Source organism: Clostridium zeae (assembly GCF_017312485.1).
In the GTDB taxonomy this organism is placed as follows: domain Bacteria; phylum Bacillota; class Clostridia; order Clostridiales; family Clostridiaceae; genus Clostridium_AR; species Clostridium_AR zeae.
The window spans coordinates 447,620-474,113 of record NZ_BMBA01000003.1 but is presented as its reverse complement, the minus strand read 5'-3'; the positions used below and the strand labels follow the sequence as shown (position 1 = coordinate 474,113).

The window sequence follows — 26,494 nt, the reverse complement described above, 5'->3', positions numbered from 1 at the left end:
ACATGGATTACAAAGCATATATGATGCAAAAAGGATTATTGGCAAAAGAAGCTTCAAGACGTATGGCTAATGTTACGACAGAAGTTAAGAATAAAGCTCTTTTAAATATAGCAAAAGCTATTAGAGAAAATACAAATATCATAATATCGGAGAATGCCAAGGATATAGAGAATGGCACAAACAAAGGTTTATCTAAAGCTATATTAGATAGATTGCTTCTGGATGAAAAAAGAATAGAAGCAATGGCTTCAGCTGTGGACCAAGTAGCAGGACTTAATGATCCTATAGGAGAAGTGATTGAGGGGTTTAAAACTTATAATGAGCTTAAGATTTCTAAGATAAGAGTTCCATTAGGTGTTGTAGGCATAATATACGAAGCTAGACCTAATGTTACTATTGATGCAACAGCGTTATGTATAAAGAGTGGAAATAGCTGCATACTTAGAGGTGGTTCTGAAGCAATAAATTCTAATATAGTTATTTCGGAAATTATATCTAAGGCTGCAACAGAAAGTGGACTTCCAAATGGAGCTGTAACCTTTGTTGATATAACTGATCGAGAAATAGTCGATATAATGCTTAAGTTCAATCAGTGTATTGATGTTCTTATCCCTAGAGGTGGTGCTAACCTAATAAGAAAGGTTGTTGAAAATGCCACAGTTCCTGTAATAGAAACTGGAGTTGGCAATTGCCATGTATTTGTAGATGAAAGTGCAGATGTTAAGAAGGCTATTGAAATTATAGTTAATGCTAAAACTCACAGACCAGGAGTATGTAATGCTATAGAAACTATATTAATTCACAAAAATATTGCAGAGAATATACTCGGAGAACTTAAAAAAGAGCTTGAGGGAAAAAAGGTTCAATTAAGAGGCTGCGAAGAAACTAGAGCGCTTATTGAATGTGAAGAGGCTACAGAAGAAGATTGGGCTACTGAATATCTTGATCTAATATTGGCAGTGAAGGTTGTTAGCGATATTGATGATGCATTAGAGCATATATATAAGTATGGAACTAAGCATTCAGAAGCTATAATAACTGAGAGCTACACAAATTCTCAAAGATTCTTAAAAGAAGTGGACGCAGCTGCAGTTTATGTAAATGCTTCTACTAGATTTACAGATGGAGGAGAGTTTGGCTTTGGTGCAGAAATAGGAATCTCAACTCAAAAGCTTCATGCAAGAGGACCTATGGGGTTAAAAGAATTAACTTCTTATAAGTATTTGATTTACGGAGATGGACAAATTAGGAAATAAATTTGAAGAAATTTTTAATTTTATTAGAGTAGCCTATGCTACTCTTTAAATTTTTATATAAAAATTCTATAATATGATTTAAAATAGAATAAGAATAAAATTTATTAAGAATGAGTAGTATATAGGTTAAGATATATATGTACAAGCTGAGGAGGTTTTTTATGAAACAAAGAAAATTTATTAATAACACTAAAAGGTCCTTTGTGGTTATAGGAATTATAACGTTCATATTTGCTGTATTATTTTTTAGGTTGGGATTTTTGATGATTGTCAGAAAAAACTTTCTTGTAGCTAAAGCAGAATCACAGTCTTCATATCAACAGACTATTATGCCTAAGAGAGGCAGTATACTAGATACCAATGGTCAGCAGCTTGCGGTTAGTGGGGATGTTTATAAATTAAGTTTGGACTTATTTGAGGTTCATAATTATGCTGATAATAAAAGCAGAAGAACTGGTGATAAGCCTCAAGAAATAGTAAAGGATATAGCAGATAAGCTTGCAGATATTTTAGGTAAAGATAAAAAAGAAGTTGAAGATTTCATGGAGAAAAAAAATGATCAAGGGGTTTACCCAAGAGGATTGGCTCTTGCTAGAAAAATAGAAAAGGGTCAAATAGATAAGATAAAAGAATTAAGAGATAAAAATAGCTATAACTTTGTGATTATAGAAAATGATACTAATAGATACTATCCTAACAATAATTTTCTTGCTCAGGTATTAGGTGGAGTAGATGTAGATGGTAAAGGCTTATTTGGCTTAGAGCAGTACTATAATAAGGACCTCACAGGGGTGCCAGGAATTAGCATAAGTCAGGTTGATAGAAAATCTAGAGATTTACCATATTCTAATCAAATATATACTCAACCTGTAAATGGTAAGGATTTAACTACAACTATAGACTCAAGAATTCAGTACATTTGTGAGAAAATAGCAGAAAAAACAATGGAAACTACCAAGGCTAAAGGCGTAAATATACTAGTAACTGATCCGAAAACTGGTGAAATATTGGCAATGGTAAATAAGCCAGATTTTAATCCTAATGATCCTAAAAAAGGAATAACTGATAACAATGCTCTTTTTGAGTTGTGGAGGAATAAGGCTGTAAATGATGTGTATGAACCAGGATCAACTTTTAAACTGGTAACTATGTCTGCAGCGCTAGAAGAAAATCTAACCTATAGAGATGATAAGTTTTATGATAAAGGATATGTTATTGTTGATGGAGTCCCTATAAATTGCTGGAAAGAAGGAGGACATGGAGCGGAGAATTTAGTAGACTTATTAAAAAATTCCTGTAATCCAGGGTTTATAGAGTTAGGTAAAAGGCTAGGTAAAGAAAAAATGAATAGCTATATAGAAAAATTCGGTTTTGGAAAACAAACTGGTATAGACTTCCCTGGAGAAGCAACTGGTATAGTAAAATCTACGTCAACTATGAGTAATGTAGACTTAGCTACAATTTCTTTTGGTCAAACTGATGCAGCATCAATGGTACAGCTTATAGGAGCAATAAATGCTGTATTTAACAATGGAGTATATACAACTCCTCACTTTATGAAGAATTTATCACAAGTTGATACTGATGGTAATAGAAAGGTAGTTGCTACCTATGAAGAAAAGAATAGCAGACAAGTAATAAGTCAAAAAACTGCTAATACAGTTGCTGGATTCTTGGAAGAAACCGTATCTAAGGGTTCTGGTAAGCTTGCTTACATTGAAGGTTATGGAGTGGCAGGTAAAACAGGAACTGCTCAGAAAGCAAATATTGGTGGAAAAGGATATGGAAAAGATGTAGTTGCTTCGTTTATTGGAGGGGCTCCATATAATAACCCTAAAATAAGCCTTCTAGTCACAATAGATACACCTGAAGGAATAGAACACATGGGCGGAGAAATAGCAGCACCAGTCGCTCATGATCTTTTTGATCAAATATTTAGAGCGATTGGATATGACCCTACAAAAAAATAATAAGCTTTAGGAAAGCGCAGTTTTAAGGAGATTACATGTTAGAAGATTTACTTTTTAAGAAATTAACTAAAGAAGAGGCTAGAAGATTAAATCCACTTCAATTAGCATTTGTAGGAGACGGAGTTTATGAAGTCTTCATAAGAAATTATATATTACTTGAAAATAAGGAATTATCAGCACATAAAATTCATGTTAAAGCTATTCAATATGTAAAAGCTCATGGACAAAGTGAAATTATGAAGGTTTTGGAAGCAGAGCTTAGTGAAGATGAATTTTATATTTTTAAAAGAGGAAGAAATGCTAAATCAGCAACAGTTCCTAAAAATGCAGATGTTATTGAATATAGATCAGCCACTGGGTTTGAAGCATTAGTTGGATATTTATTTCTTATAGGGGATAAAGAGAGGTTGCTTTATGTTTTAAACAGAAGTATAGAGATAATTAATCCTTAAAATTATAAGTTCTTAACTATTTAACTATATAACTAGTTAAATAGTTAAAAACATAAAAATCTAACTATATAAAAATATAAGAATATAACAATTTAAAAAGTTAAGAATTTATAGTGAAATTCAACAGTTGATAGTTTTTTGTAAGCTTTGTATAGCTACAAAAAGCTTTATACTGTTCAAAAATAATAAGATAATATTGATATGTTTGTTTAATGTCATTTATATAAGCAATAATATTAAGAGGAGTGGAAGGTTTGAGTTTAAAAGTTAAGTTAATACAATATACCCCTGAGGCTGAGAAAGTTATTGCAGCAGCAGCTAAACTTTGTTATAGTTCAGTTGGAATTGATTCTATTATGGACAATCTGAATGAAGAAAGTACAGATAAGTTTTTAAATATGCTTGTATCTATAGGGCATGAATCGCCTATAGAGCATGTATCTTTTACTTTTGGAGTAGAAGGTGTGTCTAGAAGCTTAAGTCATCAATTAGTAAGACATAGAATAGCGTCATACTCTCAACAAAGCCAAAGGTACGTAAAACTAAATCAATTTGAGTATATAATACCTCCAAGCATAGAGAATGACGAAAAGGCAAAAGAGGTGTACATAGCTGCTATGGAAAAAAGCCAAGAGGCTTATGATTCTTTAGTGGAAATTTTAAAAAATAATTACATAAGCTCTGGTATAGATGAAAAGAGCGCTGAGAAAAAGGCTATTGAAGATGCAAGATATGTATTTCCAAATGCCTGTGAGACAAAAGTTGTTTTTACTATGAATGCAAGAAGCTTACTGAATTTCTTTCATCATAGATGCTGTAACAGAGCGCAATGGGAAATAAGAGCAATGGCAGATGAAATGCTTGAAGAAGTTAAAAAGGTTTGTCCTACTCTATTTAAAAAGGCCGGTCCTAATTGCGTTAAAGGAGCTTGTCCTGAGGGGAAAATGACTTGCGGTAAAATAGTTGAAGTTAGGGAAAAGTACTTAGGAAAATAGGAATACAAGATTTAAGGAGATGAAGCACTTATGGCTCAAAGAATGAACAAAAGCAATAATAAAAATGAGAATAAGATTGATTATAAAAATAATAATAAGTTTGTTAAGAATGAACATGTTAAAAAGAACACAAGAGAAGATAGAAGAGAAGTAGATGCTCCGATTAGAGAGGATGTAGTAGAAGGTAGAAATGCAGTTATAGAGGCTTTGAAGTCTGATAGAACTATAGAGCAAATATTAATTGCTAATGGTAATATGGAAGGTTCTATTAACAAGATAATTGCTATGGCCAAAGAAAAAAGAGTTGTTATTAAAGAAGTGGATAGAAAAAAACTAGACTCAATTAGTGAAACTGGAACACATCAAGGTGTTATTGCAATAGTAACCCCATTTAAGTATTCAGAGGTAGAGGATATACTTAAATATGCAGAAGAAAAAGGTGAAAAGCCATTTATTATAATCTTAGATGAACTTGAAGATCCTCATAACCTTGGATCCATAGTTAGAACTGCTGAACTTTCCGGAGTACATGGGATAATAATTCCTAAAAGAAGAAATGTAGGAGTAACGTCAACTGTGTATAAATCAGCAGCAGGGGCAATAGAACATATGAAGATTGCTAAGGTTACGAACATAAATACAGTTATTGATGAGTTAAAGGAAGTTGGTGTATGGGTCTATGGTGCTGAAATAGACGGTGATTCATATTCTTATGAAACTGATTTTTCTGGCGCATGTGCTTTGATTATAGGTAGCGAAGGAAGAGGAATGTCTAAACTTACAAAAGATAAGTGCGATAAATTAGTTAAGATACCTATGGTAGGAAAAATAAACTCTTTGAATGCTTCAGTTGCAGGTGGAATAATGATGTACGAAATATTAAAATCAAGACTTTTGAAATAGTTTCAATAGAGTAGAGTGATATTGTGAGAATAATATATATTGATGGGTATAATGTTATAAACAGTTGGCCGAATTTAAATAAGATCAAAGATTATAGTTTTGAGTCAGCTAGACAACAGCTTATTGATACTATGCAGAATTATGGTAGCTATAAATCTTCCAAGATAGTCATAGTCTTTGATGCTCACAAAGTGGGCGGGAATATGGAAAAGAAAGATATAGCTGGAATGGTGACTGTGGTCTTTACTAAAGACGGAGAAACTGCTGATGCATACATAGAGAGAATGATAAATAACATAGGTAGAAAAGTTGAGGTTTTTGTTGTGACTTCAGACTGGTTGGAACAACAAACTATTTTTCAAAGAGGCGCTGTAAGGATGTCTTCCTTAGAGTTTTATAATGAAGTTTTATCTATAGAGGATAAGATAAGAAAAAAGACAGAAAAAAGTAAACTGAAGCAAAAAAACTTATTAGAAGATAGTTTAGATAAAAAAATACTGGAAGAACTTGAGAAAATACGCAGGAGTCGTTGATTTTACTTGACTAAGAAAGATTGGCTGATTTATAATTATTTAAGTAGCATCAGTGGTTAAAGGGGGGATAGTGTGGAGACGAGAGGTAGAGATAATAGCTTTGGAGAGTTTAAAGAAATTTCTGACGAAGAAGTAGTAATTAGAGCCAAAAAGGGTAATACTAATGCACAGGAGTATCTTATCAATAAATATGAAAACTTTGTCAAGACAAAGGCGAAGTCATATTTTCTTATTGGAGCAGACAAAGAAGATATTTATCAAGAAGGCATGATAGGTTTGTATAAATCTATTAGGGATTTTAATCCTGAAAAGCTTACCTCCTTTAAGGCGTTTGCTGAACTATGTGTCACAAGGCAGATAATAACAGCAATAAAAACTGCAACAAGGCAAAAACATATTCCTCTAAATACTTATGTTTCCCTTAACAAACCTATATATGATGAAGAATCTGATAGAACATTGCTTGATGTACTTGCTGGGCTTAAGATAACAGATCCAGAAGAACTTATAATAAGCAAGGAAGAAATGACTCATATTGAAAAAGAGATGGGAAGAGTGCTTTCAGATCTTGAGATGGAGGTACTTATGTCTTATTTAGATGGCAAGTCATATCAGGAAATTGCTTGTGATTTAGATAGGCAGGCTAAGTCGATAGATAACGCACTGCAAAGAGTAAAAAGAAAGTTAGAAAAATGTTTAAATATTAAATAATACAAAATACAAAAAATATTGACAAAAAAAATTAATGGTAGTAAACTTTATAATTGGTATATGTTATATATCAATTATATTATATAAAACTGCTCACGTAGCTCAGTCGGTAGAGCGTCACCTTGGTAAGGTGGAGGTCGACGGTTCAATCCCGTTCGTGAGCTCCATTTTTTGGAATTTACAAAACGCTAGGCAAAGTTTATCAAATTAAAAAAGGAGGAACACACAATGGCAAAGTCTAAATTTGAAAGAAATAAGCCACACGTAAATATCGGAACAATAGGACACGTAGATCACGGTAAGACAACATTAACAGCAGCAATAACATCAGTATTAGCAAACAAGGGATTTGCAGAAGCATTTAAGTATGACGAAATAGATAAGGCACCAGAAGAAAAAGAAAGAGGAATCACAATCAATACAGCACACGTTGAGTACCAAACAGAAAACAGACATTACGCTCACGTTGACTGTCCAGGACATGCTGACTATGTTAAGAACATGATAACAGGAGCAGCACAAATGGATGGAGCTATATTAGTTGTATCAGCAGCAGATGGCCCAATGCCACAAACAAGAGAACATATACTACTAGCATCAAGAGTAGGTGTTGACTATATAGTAGTATTCTTAAATAAAGCAGATATGGTTGATGACGAAGAATTATTAGAATTAGTTGAAATGGAAGTTAGAGAATTATTAAGCGAATACAACTTCCCAGGAGATGACATTCCAGTAATAAAGGGATCAGCATTAAAAGCATTAGAAAACCCAACAGATGAAGCTGCAACAGCTTGTATCGCTGAGTTAATGGATGCAGTAGATAGCTATATCCCAACACCAGAAAGAGCAACAGATAAGCCATTCTTAATGCCAATAGAAGATGTATTCACAATCACAGGTAGAGGAACAGTTGCAACAGGAAGAGTTGAAAAGGGAATACTACATGTAGGTGAAGAAGTAGAAATAATTGGTTTATCAGAAGAAAGAAGAAAAGTAGTAGTAACAGGAATAGAAATGTTCAGAAAGTTACTAGATGAAGCACAAGCAGGAGATAATATAGGAGCTCTATTAAGAGGTGTTCAAAGAGCAGACATCGAAAGAGGTCAAGTATTAGCAAAAACTGGATCAGTAAACCCACACAACAAGTTCGTAGGTCAAGTATACGTACTTAAGAAAGAAGAAGGCGGAAGACATACACCATTCTTCGATGGATACAGACCACAATTCTATTTCAGAACAACTGACGTAACAGGATCAATCAAGTTACCAGAAGGAATGGAAATGGTTATGCCAGGAGACCACATCGACATGAACGTTGAATTAATCACTCAAGTAGCGATGGATGAAGGATTAAGATTCGCTATAAGAGAAGGTGGAAGAACTGTAGGTTCAGGTGTTGTTACTAGCATCGTCGGTTAAGATCATCTTATGTGAGGGCTGGGTTTAATAACCTAGTCCTTTAAATAATCATGATTTCTTGACAGGATACGCTATTTATGATAAGTTAATTGAGTAACAAACTCATTATAAAAAAAGAGTTTATTTTTTTATGCCCATTATTTATTTGACTGGAGGTGCAGATCATGAGAGTGAAAGTAACTTTAGCATGCACAGAATGTAAGCAAAGAAACTATAATTCAATGAAGAACAAGAAGAATGACCCAGATAGATTAGAAATGAAGAAATACTGCAAGTTCTGCAAGAAGCATACTCTTCATAGAGAGACAAAGTAATTAAATTTTACACACTTTGTTTAAGGATGTGAATTTATGGCTGTAAATGGGAAGATTAAACAGGCTGAAGCTAAAAAAGAAGCTGGCTTATTTAAGTTTTTAAGAGAGGTTAAGGCTGAAGTTAATAGAATAACTTGGCCATCCAAAGACGAATTAAAGAAGGCGTTTATAGCAGTAGTGATTTTCGCTCTAGTATATATGGTACTAGTTGGCGGAGTAGACTTCATATTACAAAACCTCTTTGATTTACTTTTTAAACTTAAGAAATAAGAGGGAGGTTGGATGGATATATATCCATCTGATAAATTATGAGTGAAAGAGCTAGATGGTACGTAGTACACACATATTCTGGCTATGAGAATAAGGTTAAAGCTAACCTTGAAAAAGCCATTGAAAACAGAAATCTTCAATCATTCATCCAAGACGTTCAAGTACCGATGGAAGAAGTAATTGAAGAAAAAGATGGTAAGCAAAAAGTAACTCAGAAGAAGAAGTTCCCAGGATATGTGTTAGTGAAAATGATGATGACTGATGACTCATGGTATGTAGTTAGAAATACTAGAGGAGTTACAGGATTCGTTGGACCTGGATCAAAACCAGTGCCACTTACCGATGAAGAGGTAGAATCTATGGGAGTAAATGAAGCTCCAATAGAAATTAACTTAGAGGTAGGAGAGTCAATTAGGATTGTTTCTGGTCCTTTAAAAGATTTTATGGCGACTATTCAAGAAATAAATCCAGAAAAGCACAAGGTTAAGGCCTTGGTTGATATGTTTGGCAGAGAGACTCTTGCTGAACTAGATTTCCATCAAGTTGAAAAATTAGATTAACAATCAGACTAACGTCTTAATCAAGTGGGAGGGCGTATGTCCGAAATTACCACAGTATAGGAGGAATAACTCATGGCTAAGAAAGTAACAGGAATGATTAAATTACAACTTCCTGCAGGAAAGGCAACACCAGCACCACCAGTTGGTCCAGCTTTAGGACAACACGGTGTAAACATTATGGGATTCTGTAAAGAATTCAATGCAAAAACAGCTGATAAGGCTGGTCTTATAATACCAGTTGTTATTACTGTATATCAAGATAGATCTTTCAGCTTCATTCTTAAAACTCCTCCAGCTGCCGTTCTTATAAAGAAGGAGCTAGGATTAGAAAGCGGTTCAGGAGTACCAAACAAAACTAAAGTTGGTAAGATAACAAAAGAACAAGTTAGAAAAATAGCTGAATTGAAGATGCCAGACTTAAACGCTGCATCAGTAGAAGCTGCTATGAGCATGATAGCAGGTACTGCTAGAAGCATGGGCGTAGTTGTAGAAGAATAATATTCACTTAATCGGTGGGAGGTACTTACCGTTAATACCACAAAGGAGGCTTATATAAATGGGTAAGAAGTACGTAGAAAGCGCAAAGTTAGTTGATAAGAGCGCGTTATATTCACCAGCAGAAGCTTTAGAATTAGCAATAAAGACAGCTAAAGCTAAATTTGATGAAACTGTAGAAATACATGTAAGATTAGGGGTTGACCCTAGACACGCTGACCAACAAGTTAGAGGAGCAGTTGTTCTTCCACACGGAACTGGTAAGAGTGTTAAAGTATTAGTTTTTGCTAAAGGCGATAAAGCTAAAGAAGCAGAAGCTGCAGGAGCAGATTTCGTTGGAGCTGAAGAATTAGTTTCAAAGATCCAAGGCGAAAACTGGTTCGATTATGATGTAGTTGTAGCTACTCCAGATATGATGGGTGTTGTTGGTAGATTAGGTAGAGTTTTAGGACCTAAGGGATTAATGCCAAACCCTAAGTCAGGTACAGTAACATTTGATGTTGCTAAAGCTATAGCTGAAATCAAAGCTGGTAAGGTTGAATATAGAGTTGATAAAACTGCTATAGTTCACTGTCCAATAGGAAAGGCTTCATTCGGCGTAGAAAAGTTAGCAGATAACTTCCACACTTTAATGGAAGCTGTTATAAAAGCTAAGCCAGCAGCTGCAAAAGGACAATACGTTAAATCAGTATCACTAGCAGCTACAATGGGACCTGGAGTTAAAGTTAACCCAACAAAAGTTTTAGAATAGTATTGACTTAATAATACTAATCTAGTATAATAATTTTTGTTGTTAAAAGAGAATAATATTTCCGTAGACAGTGGGTGCGTAAGCATAACGTAAAACAACCTGCCGAGGGTTCCAATACAAGCTTGTAATGGTCTTTTCGTATCTACGGAAAGACCTTTCTTATTTATATAAAGCAGTTTTAGACTGTGAGGAGGTGGACACACAGTAATGAACAAGAATAGAGAATTAAAAGAAGCAAAAGTTGCTGAAATTAAAGAAAAGTTAGAAAAAGCTCAAGCAGTTATTCTTGCAGACTATCAAGGTCTAACAGTTGAAGAAGATACTGAATTAAGAAAAGCATTAAGAGAAGCTGGTGTAGAATATAAGGTTTATAAAAACAGTATGGTAACATTAGCAGCTAAAGAGCTTGGTCACGAAGGTATAGTTCAATACTTAGAAGGACCAGTTTCAATAGCATTCGGATACGAAGATGTTACAGCTCCAGCAAGAATTTTAGCTGATTTCGCTAAAACTCATAAGAAACTTGAGCTTAAGGCTGGTATAGTTGATGGAGAAATATTTGATCAAGATAAGGTTAACCAACTTGCATCAATACCATCAAAAGAAGTTCTTATTGCAAAACTTCTTGGAAGCTTCAAGGCTCCAATATCAAACCTTGCTTACTTATTAAGTGCTATAAAAGACAAAAAAGAAGCAGAATCTGCTGAATAGTCTTTAAAAAAACTAAACTATAAAATTAACTGAAAAATTTCGGAGGTGCGAATAATGAATAAAGAACAAATCATTGAAGCTATAAAGAATATGACTGTTTTAGAATTAAACGACTTAGTAAAGGCTTGCGAAGAAGAATTTGGAGTTAGTGCTGCTGCTCCTGTTGCTGCTGCTGGTGCTCCAGTTGCTGCTGCAGAAGAAAAGACTGAATTCGACGTAGTATTAGCTAGCGCTGGTTCAGAAAAGATAAAAGTTATAAAGGCAGTTAGAGAAATAACTGGTCTTGGATTAAAGGAAGCTAAGGAAATAGTTGACGGAGCTCCTAAGACTCTTAAAGAAGGCGTTTCAAAGGAAGATGCTGAAGCTATGAAAGCTAAGTTATCTGAAGTTGGAGCTACTGTAGAAGTAAAGTAGTCTTTTAAGATAAGACACTGCTTAAAGCGGTGTCTTTATCATTTAATATAACAATTTAAACAAAAATTAAGGGTTGTTAGAAATTTTTATATATAAAGCCATTAGGATACATTGACAACAAAAGCGTTAAATGATATGTTGATTAAGATGGTATAGTTATATATATGGATTGTTACTGATAAGCAGGCAATACCTAAATTAAAGTGAACTATTAAACTATAATAGTTGATTTTGATTTGGGTATTTTATTAATTTAGCTGTTAAATAAGTTGAGATGGAAGTGGGTTAATCTATGATCATTGAAAAGATATTGAATAACAATGTTGTGATTACTGTAGATCCCAAGACAAGACGAGAAAAAATTCTCATGGGAAGCGGATTAGCTTTTAAGAAAAAGGTAGGTCAAGAAATTGAGGATGATAAAATCGAGAAGATATTTATAATGGATAATCCTAACGACAGCGATAAGTTTAAAAAGCTGATAGAAGAAATTCCTATGGAGATTATACAGATAACTGGAGATATAGTAAAAAAAGCTGAAGAGCGATTAAATAGAACATTAGATAATCACATTTATGTTGCATTATCAGACCACATAGCTTTTTCTATAAAGCGACTTGCAAACGATATAGTGGTTCAAAATAACTTATTAGTGGAAATAAAAAGAGTACATAGGGAAGAGTTTGAGATTGGACAATGGGCGGTAGGTTATATAAATGAAAAACTTAATGTTTCATTACCTTTAGATGAAGCAGGGTTCATTTCGCTTCATATAGTAAATGCCAGTTATACTGATAATATAAGCGAATCATATATTTTAACTAATGTTGTAAGAGATGTTCTAAATATAATTAGATATCATTTTTCTACAGAATTTATTGAAGATGATTTAAATTATGATAGACTATTAACTCACTTAAAGTTTTTTGCTAAAAGAGTAATTACTGCGGAAAATACTGAAAAAACAGATAGTGAATTTATAGATATAATTAAAATTAAATATAGAGATGCTTATGACTGTTCATTAAAGATTAAAGCTTTTATAAAAAGTAAATATAACTATGAGGTTATCGAAGATGAGCTAGTGTACCTAAGTTTACATATACATAGAGTTATAAATGTAGTAAAAGCCAAAATTAAATAACATAATGGTTACTGAGTGTGCAAGCAGATCTAAGTTTATTGCAAGCTCTAATTCGATTTATATCGTTTTAGAGGTCGGTTTGCAATAGATTTGGGTCTTTTATTATATAGTGTATTTCTCTTGGCGTTGCTATAAATACGTCTTTTTAATAAGAAAATATATTGAAAAATAGTATAGAGAAGTGATGTTGATATCACAAAAATTAAAGGAGAAAAAATGAAAAAGATTTTTGGAGTTTTACAACCTGTAGGTAAAGCGCTTATGCTTCCTGTAGCGCTTCTTCCAGCGGCGGGGATATTGCTTGCTTTTGGCAATATGTTTAGAAATCCTTCATTTTTAGACAGGGTTCCAGCATTAAATGCAAATTGGTTCCAACTTTTGGCGTCTGTAATGGAGAATTCAGGTAGTGTAGTTTTTAGCAACCTTGCACTTTTGTTCGCGGTTGGGGTTGCTGTTGGGTTAAGTGATGGCGAAGGTGTTGCAGGATTAGCTGCAATAGTGGGTTTTCTTATAATGAATACAACGATGGGAACCTTCCTTGGTGTCAATGCAGACATGTTAAAGGATCCAATGTATGCAGATGTATTAGGTATACCAACACTTCAAACAGGAGTTTTTGGTGGAATAATTATAGGTATAGTGGCGTCTGTATTATATAAAAAATATTATAGAATTGAATTACCATCATATTTAGGTTTCTTTGCAGGAAAAAGATTTGTACCGATAGTAACAGCAGCAATTGCAGTATTAATAGGACTTCTTATGACTTTAATATGGCCTCCTATACAACATGGTCTATTTGCATTTTCAAGTGGAATGATCGATACAAATAAGACATTGGCTGCTTTTGTGTTTGGAGTAATTGAAAGAGCATTAATACCTTTTGGTTTGCATCACATATTTTACAATCCGTTCTGGTATCAGTTTGGTGAATATACAAATAAAGCTGGGCAACTAGTAATGGGAGATCAGAATATATTTATGGCTCAGTTAAAGGATGGAGTTCCATTCACAGCAGGTACTTTCATGACTGGTAAGTTTGTTTTCATGATGTTTGGGCTTCCGGCAGCTGCATTAGCAATATATCAAGAAGCTAGACCTGAAAAGAGAGCGGTAATAGGTAGTATAATGGTTTCTGCTGCACTAACTTCATTTTTAACAGGTATAACAGAACCATTAGAGTTCTCGTTCTTATTCGTTGCACCAGTATTATTTGGTATACACTGTATATTTGCAGGATTGTCATTTATGATAATGAATATATTGAACGTGAAGATAGGTATGACATTCTCAGGTGGAGTAATAGATTACATATTATTTGGTGTTATACCTAATAGAACACGATGGTGGTTAGTAATACCAGTTGGCTTAGTACTCTCGGTAATTTACTACTTTGGATTCAGATTTGTAATAAGAAAATTTGATTTGAAGACTCCAGGAAGAGAACCTGAAGATGAGAATGTTGCAGTTGTTGTAGACAAAGATGATTTAGCAGCAGAAATAATTGCTGCACTTGGTAATAAAAAGAATATTAAGAGTCTTGATGCTTGTATAACAAGATTGAGGGTTACAGTAAAAGATATACAAAAGGTTGATAGCAATAGATTGAGGCAATTAGGTGCTGCAGGAGTTATGCAAGTTGGTGATAACATTCAAGCTATATTTGGACCAATGTCAGATATAATAAAGTCACAAATAAGTGATATAATAGCTGGAAGAACAGTGACTAAGACTTTACCAAAGAGAAATGTAGTTGTTAATAAGCTAACAGAATATAAAGAAATTTCGAGTAATGATAGTATAGTGGCTCCTATAACAGGAAAACTTTTGGATTTAAGTGAAGTACCTGATGATGTATTTGCATCAAAAATGATGGGTGACGGATTTGCTATAGATCCAACTGATGGATTATTAGTTTCGCCGGTTGATGGTGTTGTAGAATCAATATTCCCAGCTAAGCATGCATTAACAATGATTGCAACCAATGGAAAAGAGATTTTGATTCATGTTGGTATAGATACAGTGCATTTGAGAGGACAGGGATTTGAGTTAATAGTGGAACCAGGTCAAAAGGTTAAAAAGGGAGATACGCTTTTAAGAATAGATTTGAATTATATCAAAGTAAACACTAAGTCTATAATTACTCCTATAATATTTACTAATTTAACTGAGGAAGAAGCAGTAATTTTATCATCTAACAGAGATGTAGTAAATGGACAAAAAGGTATAGTCTTTATAGTTAAAAAATAATAATGTCTAATTAGGTAAGCCTAGGGTAAAAACTCTAGGTTTATTTTTTTATTCGCTTCATCGACTTTTTTACAAAAACAAATTAAAGGCTATATTAATTTGTTAACTAAAATTTAATTTGATTAGTTTTAGTGGTAATATTAACATGTATTTATATGCCAAGTTTCATAATTTAATAAAAATAGTAATTCATAATGAAGAAATAAATTAGCTGCCATTGATAAAGAATATTAGTAAATTTTGTTTGCAAAGTTGTCATAAATACATTATAATGTATTTTTATAAATTTAATTGACAACTATTCAATGTTATGGTAGTATATTTAATTGCATTGAAATATAACTTTTCACATGTAAATTGGAAAGTTATGAATTAAATTATAAAATTTAGGCAAAATAATTAAATGCAGTGTATTAACTCCAATAGCATTTTTATGTTTATTGGTTATTTTAGTTTATACAAGGGGTGAAAGTTGATGGTACATCCTGTCCAAAATGGAAAAAGAACTAGAATGAGCTTTGGAAAGGTAAAAGATGTTGCAGAAATGCCGAACCTAATTGAGGTGCAATTAGATTCATACCAGTGGTTTTTAGATGAAGGTCTTCAAGAAGTATTTGATGACATAAATCCAATAGGAAACTTTACTGGAAATCTTGTACTTGAATTTGTAGGCTACAAACTTGATAGAGATAATATCAAGTACTCAGTAGAAGAGTGTAAAGAAAGAGATGCAACATTTGCTGCTCCACTAAAGGTGGCAGTAAGGCTCCAGAATAAAGAAACTGGTGAAATAAAGGAACAAGAAGTTTTCATGGGTGATTTCCCACTGATGACTGAACAAGGTACATTTGTTATTAATGGTGCAGAAAGAGTTATAGTTTCACAATTGGTAAGATCACCAGGCGTATACTATAATTTTGCTGTTGATAAAAGTGGTAAAAAACTTTATTCTTCAACAGTTATACCAAACAGAGGTGCTTGGTTAGAGTATGAAACAGATTCAAACGATGTTATCTATGTAAGAATAGATAAGACAAGAAAACTACCAATAACAATCTTAGCAAGAGCTATGGGTTTTGGAAGCGATCAAGAGCTTGTTGAATACTTTGGCGAAGACGAAAGATTTAAAGCTAGTATTGAAAAAGATAATACTAAGACAAAAGAAGAAGCTTTACTAGAAATATACAAGAGGTTAAGACCAGGTGAACCACCAACTGTTGATAGTGCAGTGTCACTTATAGATTCATTATTCTTTGATGCAAAGAGATATGATTTATCAAGAGTAGGTAGATACAAGTTTAACAAGAAGTTAGCAATTAACTTAAGAGTAGCAAATCAAATTGCTGCTACTGATATTGTTAATCCTGAAACTGGTGAAGTTTTAGTTTCAAAGGGTGAAAAGATATCAAGAGCTAAGGCAGAAGAAATTCAAGATTCAGGAATTAATGCAGTTGATATTATTGTTGATGATAAAGTAATTAGAGTAATCGGTAATCACTTTGTTAACATACATAAGCAATTCAGCTTTAACACTGATGATTTGAATATTAGAGAATTAGTTCATTACCCAACTTTAAAAGAAATTAAAGATAACTACTCAGATGAAGAGTCTATAAAGACAGCAATAAAGAAAAGCATAAATAAACTTATACCTAAGCATATTGTAAGAGATGATATATTTGCTACAATAAGCTATGAACTTGGCTTAGCTTGGGGTGTAGGATATGTTGATGACATAGACCACTTAGGAAATAGAAGACTTAGATCTGTTGGTGAGTTACTACAAAACCAATTTAGAATTGGTCTTTCAAGAATGGAAAGAGTAGTAAAGGAAAGAATGACTATACAAGATCAAGAAGGCTTAACTCCAGGTGGATTAATAAATATAAGACCTGTAGCAGCGGCTATTAAAGAGTTCTTTGGTAGTTCACAGCTTTCTCAATTCATGGATCAGACAAATCCGCTTTCAGAGTTAACTCATAAGAGAAGACTTTCAGCTCTTGGACCAGGAGGTCTTTCAAGAGAAAGAGCAGGATTTGAAGTAAGAGACGTTCATCATTCTCATTACGGTAGAATGTGTCCTATAGAAACTCCAGAAGGACCAAATATAGGTCTTATAAACTCACTTGCTACCTTTGCAAGGGTTAATGAGTATGGATTTATAGAAACTCCTTATAGAGTTGTAGACAAAGAAACAGGAAAAGCTACAGACGAAATAAGATATTTCACAGCAGATGAAGAAGATCAATACCTAGTTGCTCAAGCAAAGGAACCTATAGATGAAGAAGGTAACTTTGTTGATAAGAGAGTAACAGTAAGAGAAAAGGGAGAAGTTTTAGTTGTCCCTAGAGAAGAAGTTGATTTAGTAGATGTTTCTGCAAGACAGATAGTTTCAGTTGCTACTGCAATGATACCATTCTTAGAAAATGATGATGCTTCAAGAGCACTTATGGGATCAAACATGCAACGTCAGGCGGTTCCACTTTTAAAACCTGCAGCTCCTGTAGTTGGTACGGGGATTGAATTTAAAGCGGCAGTAGACTCAGGAGTTCTTCCTAAGGCTAGAAACGCTGGTGAAGCCATATACGTAAGTGCAAATGAAATTAGAATTAAGAGAGATTCTGATGGTGGAATAGATACTTATAGACTTCTTAAGTTTAAGAGAAGTAACCAAGGTACTTGTATAAATCAAAGACCTATAATCTCAAAGGGAGAGAAGATAGCTAAGAATCAAGTATTAGCTGATGGACCTTCTACAGACCTTGGAGAAATAGCTCTAGGAAAAAATATAAGAATTGGTTTCATAACTTGGGAAGGATACAACTATGAAGATGCTATGCTTATTTCTGAAGAACTAGTAAGAGAAGATGTATTTACTTCGATTCATATAGAAGAATATGAATGTGAAGCTAGAGATACTAAGCTAGGACCTGAAGAAATAACTAGAGATATACCAAACGTAGGAGAAGATGCTTTAAAAGATCTTGATGACAGAGGAATAATAAGAATTGGTGCTGAAGTTAGATCAGGCGATATTCTTGTTGGTAAGGTTACACCTAAGGGTGAAACTGAACTTACTGCTGAAGAAAGATTACTTAGAGCTATATTCGGTGAAAAAGCAAGAGAAGTTAGAGATACTTCTTTAAGAGTTCCTCATGGAGAAGCTGGTATAATAGTTGACGTTAAAGTCTTTACAAGAGAAAATGGAGATGAATTACCTCCAGGAGTAAATGAACTTGTAAGATGTTATATCGCTCAAAAGAGAAAGATATCTGTTGGTGACAAGATGGCTGGTAGACATGGTAATAAGGGTGTTATCTCTAGAGTATTACCTGAAGAAGATATGCCATTCTTACCAGATGGAAGACCGCTTCAGATCTGCTTGAACCCACTAGGAGTTCCTTCTCGTATGAATATAGGTCAGGTATTAGAAGTTCATTTAGGATGGGCTGCTTCTAGATTAGGTTGGCATATATCAACTCCTGTATTTGATGGTGCTACTGAAACTGATATAGAAGATTGTTTAGAACAAGCAGGATACAACAGAAATGGAAAGACAAAACTTAGAGATGGTAGAACCGGAGATGAGTTTGACAATGAAGTTACTGTTGGAATAATGTATATATTAAAACTTGCTCACTTAGTTGATGATAAGATACATGCTAGATCAACAGGTCCATACTCTTTGGTTACACAACAGCCACTAGGTGGTAAAGCTCAATTCGGAGGCCAAAGATTTGGTGAAATGGAAGTTTGGGCATTAGAAGCTTATGGTGCTGCTCATACACTTCAGGAAATATTAACAGTTAAGTCAGATGACGTTGTAGGTAGAGTTAAGACTTATGAGTCAATCGTTAAAGGTGAAAATATTCCTGAACCAGGTGTACCAGAATCATTCAAGGTTCTAATTAAAGAACTACAAGCTTTATGTTTAGATGTTAGAGTCTTAAATGATGATAAGGAAGAAGTTAAACTTAAAGAACTTGTAGATGAAGATATAGAAGAATTAGAAGTAAATATAGAAGGTACTGAAGATATAGTGCCACAAACTCCAGAGGTCGACGATAGTTATACTAGCGGAGAAGAAACTGAAGAAGATATAGATTACGATAGTTTAGATTTTGACGAATTCAATACAGACTTAGAACTTGATGATTTCAATGATGAACACTAAAAGTGAAGGGAGGATATACCCTTGTTTGAGTTAAATAATTTTGACGCTTTACAAATAGGATTGGCATCTCCAGAACAGATAAGAGAATGGTCTAGAGGTGAAGTAAAAAAACCTGAAACTATAAACTATAGAACACTAAAGCCAGAAAGAGATGGTTTGTTCTGTGAAAGAATATTTGGACCACAAAAAGACTGGGAATGTCATTGTGGTAAGTATAAGAGAGTTAGATATAAAGGTATTGTTTGTGATAGATGTGGTGTTGAAGTTACCAAAGCTAAGGTTAGAAGAGAGAGAATGGGGCATATAGAACTGGCTGCCCCAGTATCTCACATTTGGTACTTTAAAGGAATACCATCTAGAATGGGATTAATACTTGATATGTCACCAAGAGCATTAGAAAAAGTTTTATACTTTGCATCTTATATAGTTATAGATCCAAAGGAAACACCACTATTAAAGAAACAACTTCTAAATGAAAAAGAATATAGAGAAGCTGTAGATAAATATGGTGAAGAAAGCTTTGTTGCAGGAATGGGTGCTGAAGCAGTTAAAGACTTATTAGCTGAAATTGATTTAGAAAGATCATCAGTTGAGCTAAAAGAAGAATTAAAAACAAGCACTGGGCAAAAAAGAGTTAGAGTTATAAGAAGACTTGAAGTTATAGAATCATTCAGAAAATCAGGAAATTATCCTGAGTGGATGATTGTTGATGTAATTCCAGTTATACCTCCAGATTTAAGACCAATGGTTCAATTAGATGGAGGAAGATTTGCAACATCTGACTTAAATGATCTTTACAGAAGAGTTATAAACAGAAATAACAGACTTAAGAAGTTATTAGATCTTGGAGCTCCTGACATAATCGTTAGAAATGAAAAGAGAATGCTTCAAGAAGCTGTTGATGCTTTAATAGATAACGGTAGAAGAGGAAGACCGGTAACTGGTCCTGGAAACAGACCTCTAAAATCTCTATCAGATATGCTTAAAGGTAAGCAAGGTAGATTTAGACAAAATCTACTTGGTAAGAGAGTTGACTACTCAGGAAGATCTGTTATAGTTGTAGGACCTGAACTTAAGATGTACCAATGTGGACTTCCTAAGGAAATGGCTCTAGAATTATTTAAGCCTTTTGTAATGAAAAAGCTAGTTCAAGATGGAGTAGCTCACAATATAAAGAGTGCAAAGAGAATGGTAGAAAGAGTAATGCCTCAAGTATGGGATGTACTTGAAGATGTAATTGCAGATCATCCAGTATTACTTAACCGTGCTCCTACTCTTCATAGACTTGGAATTCAAGCTTTCCAACCTGTGCTTGTAGAAGGTAGAGCTATAAAGCTTCACCCACTTGTATGTACAGCATATAATGCAGACTTTGATGGAGACCAAATGGCTGTCCATGTTCCTTTATCAGTGGAAGCTCAAGCCGAAGCAAGATTCTTAATGCTTGCTGCAGGAAATATACTTAAGCCATCAGATGGTAAACCAGTATCTGTTCCTACACAGGATATGGTATTAGGTTCATACTATTTAACAATGGATAAGGATGGAGCTCTAGGAGAAGGTAGACATTTTGCATCAGTTGAAGAAGCTATAATGGCTTACCAAGTTAAGGAAATAGAAATCCATGCAAAGATATTTGTAAGAATGTCTAAGGTTGTGGATGGAATTAGAAGATCAGGCAGTATCAAAACTACTGTTGGTATGATAATATTTAATGAATCTATACCTCAGGATTTAGGTTTTATTGATAGAACTAATCCAGCAGACGAATTTAATCTAGAAGTTGATTTCTTGATAACAAAGAAATCCTTAGGAAAAATTATAGATGCTTGTTATATGGTTCATGGTCCAACAATGACATCTGTTATGCTTGATAAGATAAAGGCACAAGGGTATCACTATTCAACAATAGGTGCTGTAACAGTAGCGGCATCAGATATGATAGTACCAGATGCTAAGTATGAGCTTTTAAGAGAAACAGATGAAACAATTGAAAAGATTGAGAAAATGTATAGAAGAGGATTCATATCTGAAGAAGAAAGATATGAAAGAGTTATAGAAAAATGGACTAAGACAACTGAAGAAGTTGCCAATGCTCTTATGGACAGTTTGGATAAATTCAATCCAATATTCATGATGGCGGACTCTGGAGCCAGAGGATCTAAATCTCAGATTAAGCAGCTTGCTGGTATGAGAGGTCTTATGGCAAGTCCATCAGGTAAGATTATAGAATTACCGATCAGAGCTTCCTTTAGAGAAGGTCTAGATGTATCAGAGTACTTTATATCAACTCACGGTGCTAGAAAAGGTAATGCCGATACAGCTCTTAAGACTGCTGACTCAGGATACTTAACAAGAAGACTTGTTGATGTAAGCCAAGATGTTATAGTAAGACATGAGGACTGTGGCACTGAAGAAGGTTTATATGTAAGTGAGATAAAAGATGGTAATGAAATAATTGAAACCATTAAAGAAAGAATTGTCGGAAGATATATAGCAGAAGATATAATTAATCCAGCAACTAAAGAACTTATAGTTCCTGCACAAACATATATAGAAAATGATATGGCAGATAAGATTGTTGCAGCTGGAGTTAATAAAATAAAGATTAGATCTGTATTTACATGTAAAGCTAAGGTTGGAGTTTGCGCTAGATGTTATGGTATGAACATGGCAACAGCACAAAAGATCAACATTGGTGAAGCTGTAGGTATAGTAGCAGCTCAATCAATTGGTGAGCCTGGTACACAGCTTACAATGAGAACATTCCATACTGGTGGAGTTGTTGGAGCAGATATAACTCAAGGTCTTCCTAGAGTTGAAGAATTGTTCGAAGCAAGAAAGCCAAAGGGATTAGCAATAGTAAGTGAAATAGCAGGTACAGCAAGAGTAGAAGAAACAAAGAAGAAGAGAACTGTTATAATAACTTCAAATGAAGGTGAAGAATATAGCTACGATATACCATTTGGATCAAGACTTAAAGTTTCAGATGGAAGCGTAATAGAAGCCGGCGATGAAGTTACAGAAGGTTCAGTAAATCCACATGATGTTATGGCAATTAAAGGCGTGGATGGAGCTAGACAATATCTTCTAAACGAAGTTCAAAAAGTTTACAGACTTCAAGGTGTTGATATCAATGATAAGCATCTAGAAGTAGTTGTTAGACAGATGACAAGAAAAGTTAAAATTACTGAATCTGGAGATACTGAGCTTCTTCCAGGTACATTAATAGATATGTTTGATTTTGATGGTGAAAATGAAAGAGTTCAAGCTTTTGGAGGAGAATTAGCTCAAGGTGAGAAAGTTCTTCTTGGTATAACAAAGGCAGCTCTTGCAACAGACAGCTTCTTATCTGCTGCATCATTCCAAGAAACTACTAGAGTTTTAACTGATGCTGCTATAAAGGGTAAGATTGATCCGCTACTTGGATTAAAGGAGAATGTAATAATTGGTAAACTAATTCCTGCTGGTACTGGTATGATGAGGTACAGATCAGTAAAATTGAGCACAGAAAGCAGTTTAGCTGAAAAAGAGACTGCAAATGCTTTGGAAGAGTAGTAATTAATTATATTGACAGTAAAATTGATAGATGATACAATACAATTTGTGTGATTTAGCACAATTCTACAAGATTAACTTGTTTTAATGATAGCATTGAGGTAAAGTCTGATGCTTTACCTCTATGTTACTGTTTATTAGGGAGGTAATTTTCATGATAGACAGACTTTTAGGTAAAAAGGTCATAGGCACTAAGCAATGTATCAAATCCATGAAAAATGGAGAGGGAAAAACTCTTTATATAGCTAAAGATGCTGAACAAAAGCTAGTTAATCCAATAGTGGATTTGGCTAAAGAACATGGTGTTGAAGTAAAGTATGTTAATACAATGAAGGAACTTGGTCGTATGTGTGGTATAGAAGTAGGTTCTGCTGCTACACTTATGCTAGAGTAACTTAAATTAACTTAGCGAACACCTAATATTTATATAGATAGTTCAAAAACTTTCAGGAGGTGAAATGAATGCCAACTATAAGCCAATTAGTAAGAAAAGGCAGAAAGACACTAGCAACTAAATCAACTGCACCAGCACTAAAGGAATGTCCTCAAAAGAGAGGAGTTTGTACTGTAGTTAAAACTACTACTCCAAAGAAGCCTAACTCAGCGCTTAGAAAAATTGCGAGAGTTAGATTAACTAATGGATATGAAGTTTCAGCTTACATTCCAGGTGTTGGCCACAACTTACAAGAGCACAGCGTTGTTCTTATAAGAGGTGGAAGAGTTAAGGATCTTCCTGGTGTTAGATACCACATAGTAAGAGGAGCATTAGACTCTGCTGGAGTAGCTAACAGAATGCAGTCAAGATCAAAATATGGTGCTAAGAGACCAAAGCAAAAATAATTTTTGCTGACAGTGCTATGTCTTCAGCATTTACATAGATTTATATAGATTTATTTAGATAGCAGAAGTCAGAGCGCTTTGCGGTATTAATTTACCGAGTACCGATGAACTTAAAATTAAATTGTTAAGGAGGGAAGAAAAGTGCCAAGAAAAGGACATATTGCAAAGAGAGATGTATTAGCAGATCCAGTTTACAACTCAAAGGTTGTTACTAAGCTAATAAACAGTGTTATGGAAGATGGTAAAAAAGGAGTAGCTCAAAAAATATGCTACGACGCATTTGAAATCATGGCTCAAAGAACAGGTAAGGAAGCTATTGAAGTTTTTGAAACAGCTATGAATAACATCATGCCATTACTTGAAGTAAAGGCTAGAAGAATAGGTGGAGCAAACTACCAAGTTCCGATAGAAGTTAGACCTGAAAGAAGACAGACTCTAGCACTTAGATGGTTACTTGCAGCTTCAAATAACAGAGGCGAAAAGTACATGAGAGAAAGATTAGCTAACGAGCTTTTAGACGCAGCTAATAATACTGGAGCAGCTGTTAAGAAGAGAGAAGATATGCATAGAATGGCTGAGGCTAATAAAGCATTCGCTCATTACAGATACTAATCATAAAACTGTTTTGGCTTGTGCCAAAGCAGTTTTGTCGAATTTATAACATAAATCGAGAGGAGGAAATGTTTCATGGCTAGAAAATTTTCGTTAGAAAAATTCCGTAACTTTGGAATAATGGCTCATATAGATGCTGGTAAGACAACAACTACTGAGCGTATATTATTCTACACTGGAAAGAGTCATAAAATAGGTGAAGTTCATGAAGGCGCAGCAACAATGGACTGGATGGTTCAAGAGCAAGAAAGAGGTATAACTATTACTTCTGCTGCTACAACATGTGTATGGAAAGATCATGAATTAAATATAATAGATACACCAGGACACGTAGATTTTACAATAGAGGTTGAAAGATCTCTTAGAGTACTTGACGGTGCTGTAACTGTATTAGATGCAAAATCAGGTGTTGAACCTCAAACTGAAACTGTATGGAGACAGGCAGACAAGTATGGAGTTCCAAGAATGATTTATGTAAACAAGATGGATGCAACTGGAGCAGATTTCTTCAGATGTATTAATACAGTTAGAGATAGATTGAAAGCTAATGCTGTTCCAATACAAATACCAGTTGGGTCAGAAGAAAACTTTAAAGGAATAATAGATCTTTTAAAGAATAAGGCTGAAGTTTACTATGACGATCTTGGAAAAGATGTAAGAGAAGAAGATATACCAGCAGAATTAGCAGATCAAGCAGAAGAATATAGAGCTGCAATGGTTGAAGCTATAGCTGAAACTGATGAAGAATTAATGATGAAATACCTTGAAGGTGAAGAAATAACTGCAGAAGAGTTAAAAGCAGCTTTAAGAAAAGCTACTATAGCTAATCAAATAGTTCCATGTATATGTGGTTCTTCATACAAAAACAAGGGTGTTCAGTTAATGATTGATGGAGTTGTTGATTATTTACCATCACCATTAGATATACCTGCAGTTCAAGGAACAAGCTTAGAAGGCGAAGCTGATACAAGAGAAGCATCAGATGATGTTCCTATGTCAGCACTAGCATTTAAGATAGCTACTGACCCATTTGTTGGTAAGTTAGCATTTACAAGAATTTATTCTGGTGTTATGAAGAGTGGTACATATGTACTTAACTCAACTAAGAATAAGAAAGAAAGAATTGGTAGACTTGTTAAGATGCATGCTAATTCTAGAGAAGAAGTTGAAGAATTAGAAGCAGGTGAATTAGGAGCAGTTATCGGTTTAAAGAACACTACAACAGGTGATACTTTATGTGATGAAGATAGACCAATAGTTCTTGAGTCTATGGAATTCCCAGAACCAGTTATAAATGTTGCTATAGAGCCAAAGACAAAAGCAGGTCAAGAAAAGATGGGCTTAGCTCTTGCTAAATTAGCTGAAGAAGATCCATCATTCAAAACTTACACAAACCAAGAAACAGGTCAAACAATTATAGCTGGTATGGGTGAATTACATCTTGAAATTATAGTTGATAGACTTACAAGAGAATTCAAGGTTGAATGTAATGTAGGTGCTCCTCAAGTTGCTTACAAAGAAACAATTAGAGCTGCAGTTAAAGCAGAAGCTAAGTATGCTAAGCAATCAGGTGGTAAAGGACAATACGGTCATTGCGTTATTGAAATGGAACCAAATGAAGGAGAATACAAGTTTGAAAACGGTGTTGTTGGAGGAGCTATTCCAAGAGAATATATTCCAGCTATCGACAACGGTATTCAAGAAGCATCTAAGAATGGTATTATAGCTGGATACCCAGTTATAAACTTCAAGGTAAAAGTAGTTCATGGATCATACCATGAAGTTGACTCATCAGAAATGGCATTTAAGATCGCTGGATCTATGGCATTTAAGAATGCTATGGCTAAAGCAAACCCAGTATTACTTGAACCTTCAATGAAAGTTGAAGTTACAATGCCTGAAGAGTACATGGGAGATGTTATGGGTGACCTTAACTCAAGAAGAGGAAGAATCGAAGGAATGGAAGCTTTAAATGGAGCTCAAGTTATCAGAGCATTCGTTCCACTTTCAGAGATGTTTGGTTATGCTACAACTCTAAGATCAAGAACTCAAGGTAGAGGAACTTACACAATGGTATTCGATCATTATGAAGAAGTACCAAAGAGCATTCAAGAACAAATAGCAGGTAAAAAAGCTTAATAGATAGCTTAATTATATAA

23 protein-coding genes, 1 tRNA gene and 1 other annotated feature are annotated in these 26,494 nt (G+C 34.2%); all 24 genes read left to right on the top strand.

The genetic code is table 11. The features are described 5' to 3' along the window. Positions 1 to 2: 2 nt before the first annotated feature. Complete coding sequence (locus tag J3477_RS16955) at positions 3 to 1,256, top strand: glutamate-5-semialdehyde dehydrogenase (protein WP_206871119.1); 1,254 nt, start codon at positions 3 to 5, stop codon at positions 1,254 to 1,256. A 161-nt stretch (positions 1,257 to 1,417) separates the two neighbouring features. Beyond that, positions 1,418 to 3,226, top strand: a complete 1,809-nt coding sequence (locus tag J3477_RS16950; RefSeq protein WP_206871118.1) for a penicillin-binding transpeptidase domain-containing protein — start codon at positions 1,418 to 1,420, stop codon at positions 3,224 to 3,226. A gap of 35 nt (positions 3,227 to 3,261) precedes the next feature. Further along, on the top strand, positions 3,262 to 3,678 hold the full coding sequence (locus J3477_RS16945) for a Mini-ribonuclease 3 (RefSeq protein WP_206871117.1): 417 nt from the start codon (positions 3,262 to 3,264) through the stop codon (positions 3,676 to 3,678). A gap of 254 nt (positions 3,679 to 3,932) precedes the next feature. Next, a complete protein-coding gene (gene thyX, locus J3477_RS16940) occupies positions 3,933 to 4,673 on the top strand; it encodes an FAD-dependent thymidylate synthase (RefSeq protein WP_206871116.1) in 741 nt (246 codons plus the stop codon). A 30-nt stretch (positions 4,674 to 4,703) separates the two neighbouring features. After that, the gene (gene rlmB / locus J3477_RS16935) at positions 4,704 to 5,576 is read left to right on the top strand and encodes a 23S rRNA (guanosine(2251)-2'-O)-methyltransferase RlmB (RefSeq protein ID WP_206871115.1); all 873 of its coding nucleotides are present in this window, start codon (positions 4,704 to 4,706) and stop codon (positions 5,574 to 5,576) included. 23 nt (positions 5,577 to 5,599) lie between these two features. After that, complete coding sequence (locus J3477_RS16930) at positions 5,600 to 6,109, top strand: NYN domain-containing protein (protein ID WP_206871114.1); 510 nt, start codon at positions 5,600 to 5,602, stop codon at positions 6,107 to 6,109. A 72-nt stretch (positions 6,110 to 6,181) separates the two neighbouring features. Continuing rightward, the gene (gene sigH / locus J3477_RS16925; RefSeq protein WP_183279226.1) at positions 6,182 to 6,820 is read left to right on the top strand and encodes an RNA polymerase sporulation sigma factor SigH; all 639 of its coding nucleotides are present in this window, start codon (positions 6,182 to 6,184) and stop codon (positions 6,818 to 6,820) included. Positions 6,821 to 6,911: 91 nt separating this feature from the next. Next, positions 6,912 to 6,987: transfer RNA gene (locus J3477_RS16920), tRNA-Thr, on the top strand. Positions 6,988 to 7,048: 61 nt separating this feature from the next. After that, positions 7,049 to 8,242, top strand: coding sequence for an elongation factor Tu (gene tuf / locus J3477_RS16915; RefSeq protein WP_206871113.1), 1,194 nt, complete (start codon positions 7,049 to 7,051; stop codon positions 8,240 to 8,242). A gap of 164 nt (positions 8,243 to 8,406) precedes the next feature. Continuing rightward, positions 8,407 to 8,556: a 50S ribosomal protein L33 gene (gene rpmG / locus J3477_RS16910; RefSeq protein ID WP_128211257.1), complete on the top strand. Its 150-nt coding sequence runs from the start codon at positions 8,407 to 8,409 to the stop codon at positions 8,554 to 8,556. A gap of 36 nt (positions 8,557 to 8,592) precedes the next feature. Then, positions 8,593 to 8,826, top strand: a complete 234-nt coding sequence (gene secE / locus J3477_RS16905) for a preprotein translocase subunit SecE (protein WP_206871112.1) — start codon at positions 8,593 to 8,595, stop codon at positions 8,824 to 8,826. 38 nt (positions 8,827 to 8,864) lie between these two features. Further along, the gene (nusG, locus tag J3477_RS16900; RefSeq protein WP_183279224.1) at positions 8,865 to 9,386 is read left to right on the top strand and encodes a transcription termination/antitermination protein NusG; all 522 of its coding nucleotides are present in this window, start codon (positions 8,865 to 8,867) and stop codon (positions 9,384 to 9,386) included. A 72-nt stretch (positions 9,387 to 9,458) separates the two neighbouring features. After that, positions 9,459 to 9,884, top strand: coding sequence for a 50S ribosomal protein L11 (gene rplK, locus J3477_RS16895; RefSeq protein ID WP_206871111.1), 426 nt, complete (start codon positions 9,459 to 9,461; stop codon positions 9,882 to 9,884). A 58-nt stretch (positions 9,885 to 9,942) separates the two neighbouring features. Further along, a complete protein-coding gene (gene rplA / locus J3477_RS16890; RefSeq protein ID WP_206871110.1) occupies positions 9,943 to 10,632 on the top strand; it encodes a 50S ribosomal protein L1 in 690 nt (229 codons plus the stop codon). Positions 10,633 to 10,675: 43 nt separating this feature from the next. Then, positions 10,676 to 10,802, top strand: a sequence feature (ribosomal protein L10 leader region). 37 nt (positions 10,803 to 10,839) lie between these two features. Continuing rightward, positions 10,840 to 11,343, top strand: coding sequence for a 50S ribosomal protein L10 (gene rplJ / locus J3477_RS16885; RefSeq protein WP_206871109.1), 504 nt, complete (start codon positions 10,840 to 10,842; stop codon positions 11,341 to 11,343). A gap of 54 nt (positions 11,344 to 11,397) precedes the next feature. Then, positions 11,398 to 11,757, top strand: coding sequence for a 50S ribosomal protein L7/L12 (gene rplL / locus J3477_RS16880; RefSeq protein WP_206871108.1), 360 nt, complete (start codon positions 11,398 to 11,400; stop codon positions 11,755 to 11,757). Positions 11,758 to 12,049: 292 nt separating this feature from the next. Then, a complete protein-coding gene (licT, locus tag J3477_RS16875; protein ID WP_206871107.1) occupies positions 12,050 to 12,901 on the top strand; it encodes a BglG family transcription antiterminator LicT in 852 nt (283 codons plus the stop codon). 216 nt (positions 12,902 to 13,117) lie between these two features. Further along, entirely contained in the window at positions 13,118 to 15,151 is a 2,034-nt protein-coding gene (gene ptsG, locus J3477_RS16870; RefSeq protein ID WP_206871106.1) for a glucose-specific PTS transporter subunit IIBC, read from the top strand. A 475-nt stretch (positions 15,152 to 15,626) separates the two neighbouring features. After that, positions 15,627 to 19,325, top strand: a complete 3,699-nt coding sequence (gene rpoB / locus J3477_RS16865) for a DNA-directed RNA polymerase subunit beta (RefSeq protein WP_206871105.1) — start codon at positions 15,627 to 15,629, stop codon at positions 19,323 to 19,325. A gap of 21 nt (positions 19,326 to 19,346) precedes the next feature. Then, positions 19,347 to 22,883, top strand: coding sequence for a DNA-directed RNA polymerase subunit beta' (gene rpoC / locus J3477_RS16860; protein ID WP_206871104.1), 3,537 nt, complete (start codon positions 19,347 to 19,349; stop codon positions 22,881 to 22,883). 154 nt (positions 22,884 to 23,037) lie between these two features. After that, positions 23,038 to 23,277, top strand: coding sequence for a ribosomal L7Ae/L30e/S12e/Gadd45 family protein (locus J3477_RS16855; protein WP_206871103.1), 240 nt, complete (start codon positions 23,038 to 23,040; stop codon positions 23,275 to 23,277). A gap of 68 nt (positions 23,278 to 23,345) precedes the next feature. After that, a complete protein-coding gene (rpsL, locus tag J3477_RS16850; protein WP_206871102.1) occupies positions 23,346 to 23,723 on the top strand; it encodes a 30S ribosomal protein S12 in 378 nt (125 codons plus the stop codon). Positions 23,724 to 23,864: 141 nt separating this feature from the next. Next, entirely contained in the window at positions 23,865 to 24,335 is a 471-nt protein-coding gene (gene rpsG, locus J3477_RS16845; protein ID WP_183279214.1) for a 30S ribosomal protein S7, read from the top strand. Between the two features lie 75 nt (positions 24,336 to 24,410). After that, entirely contained in the window at positions 24,411 to 26,474 is a 2,064-nt protein-coding gene (gene fusA / locus J3477_RS16840) for an elongation factor G (RefSeq protein WP_206871101.1), read from the top strand. Positions 26,475 to 26,494 lie beyond the last annotated feature (20 nt).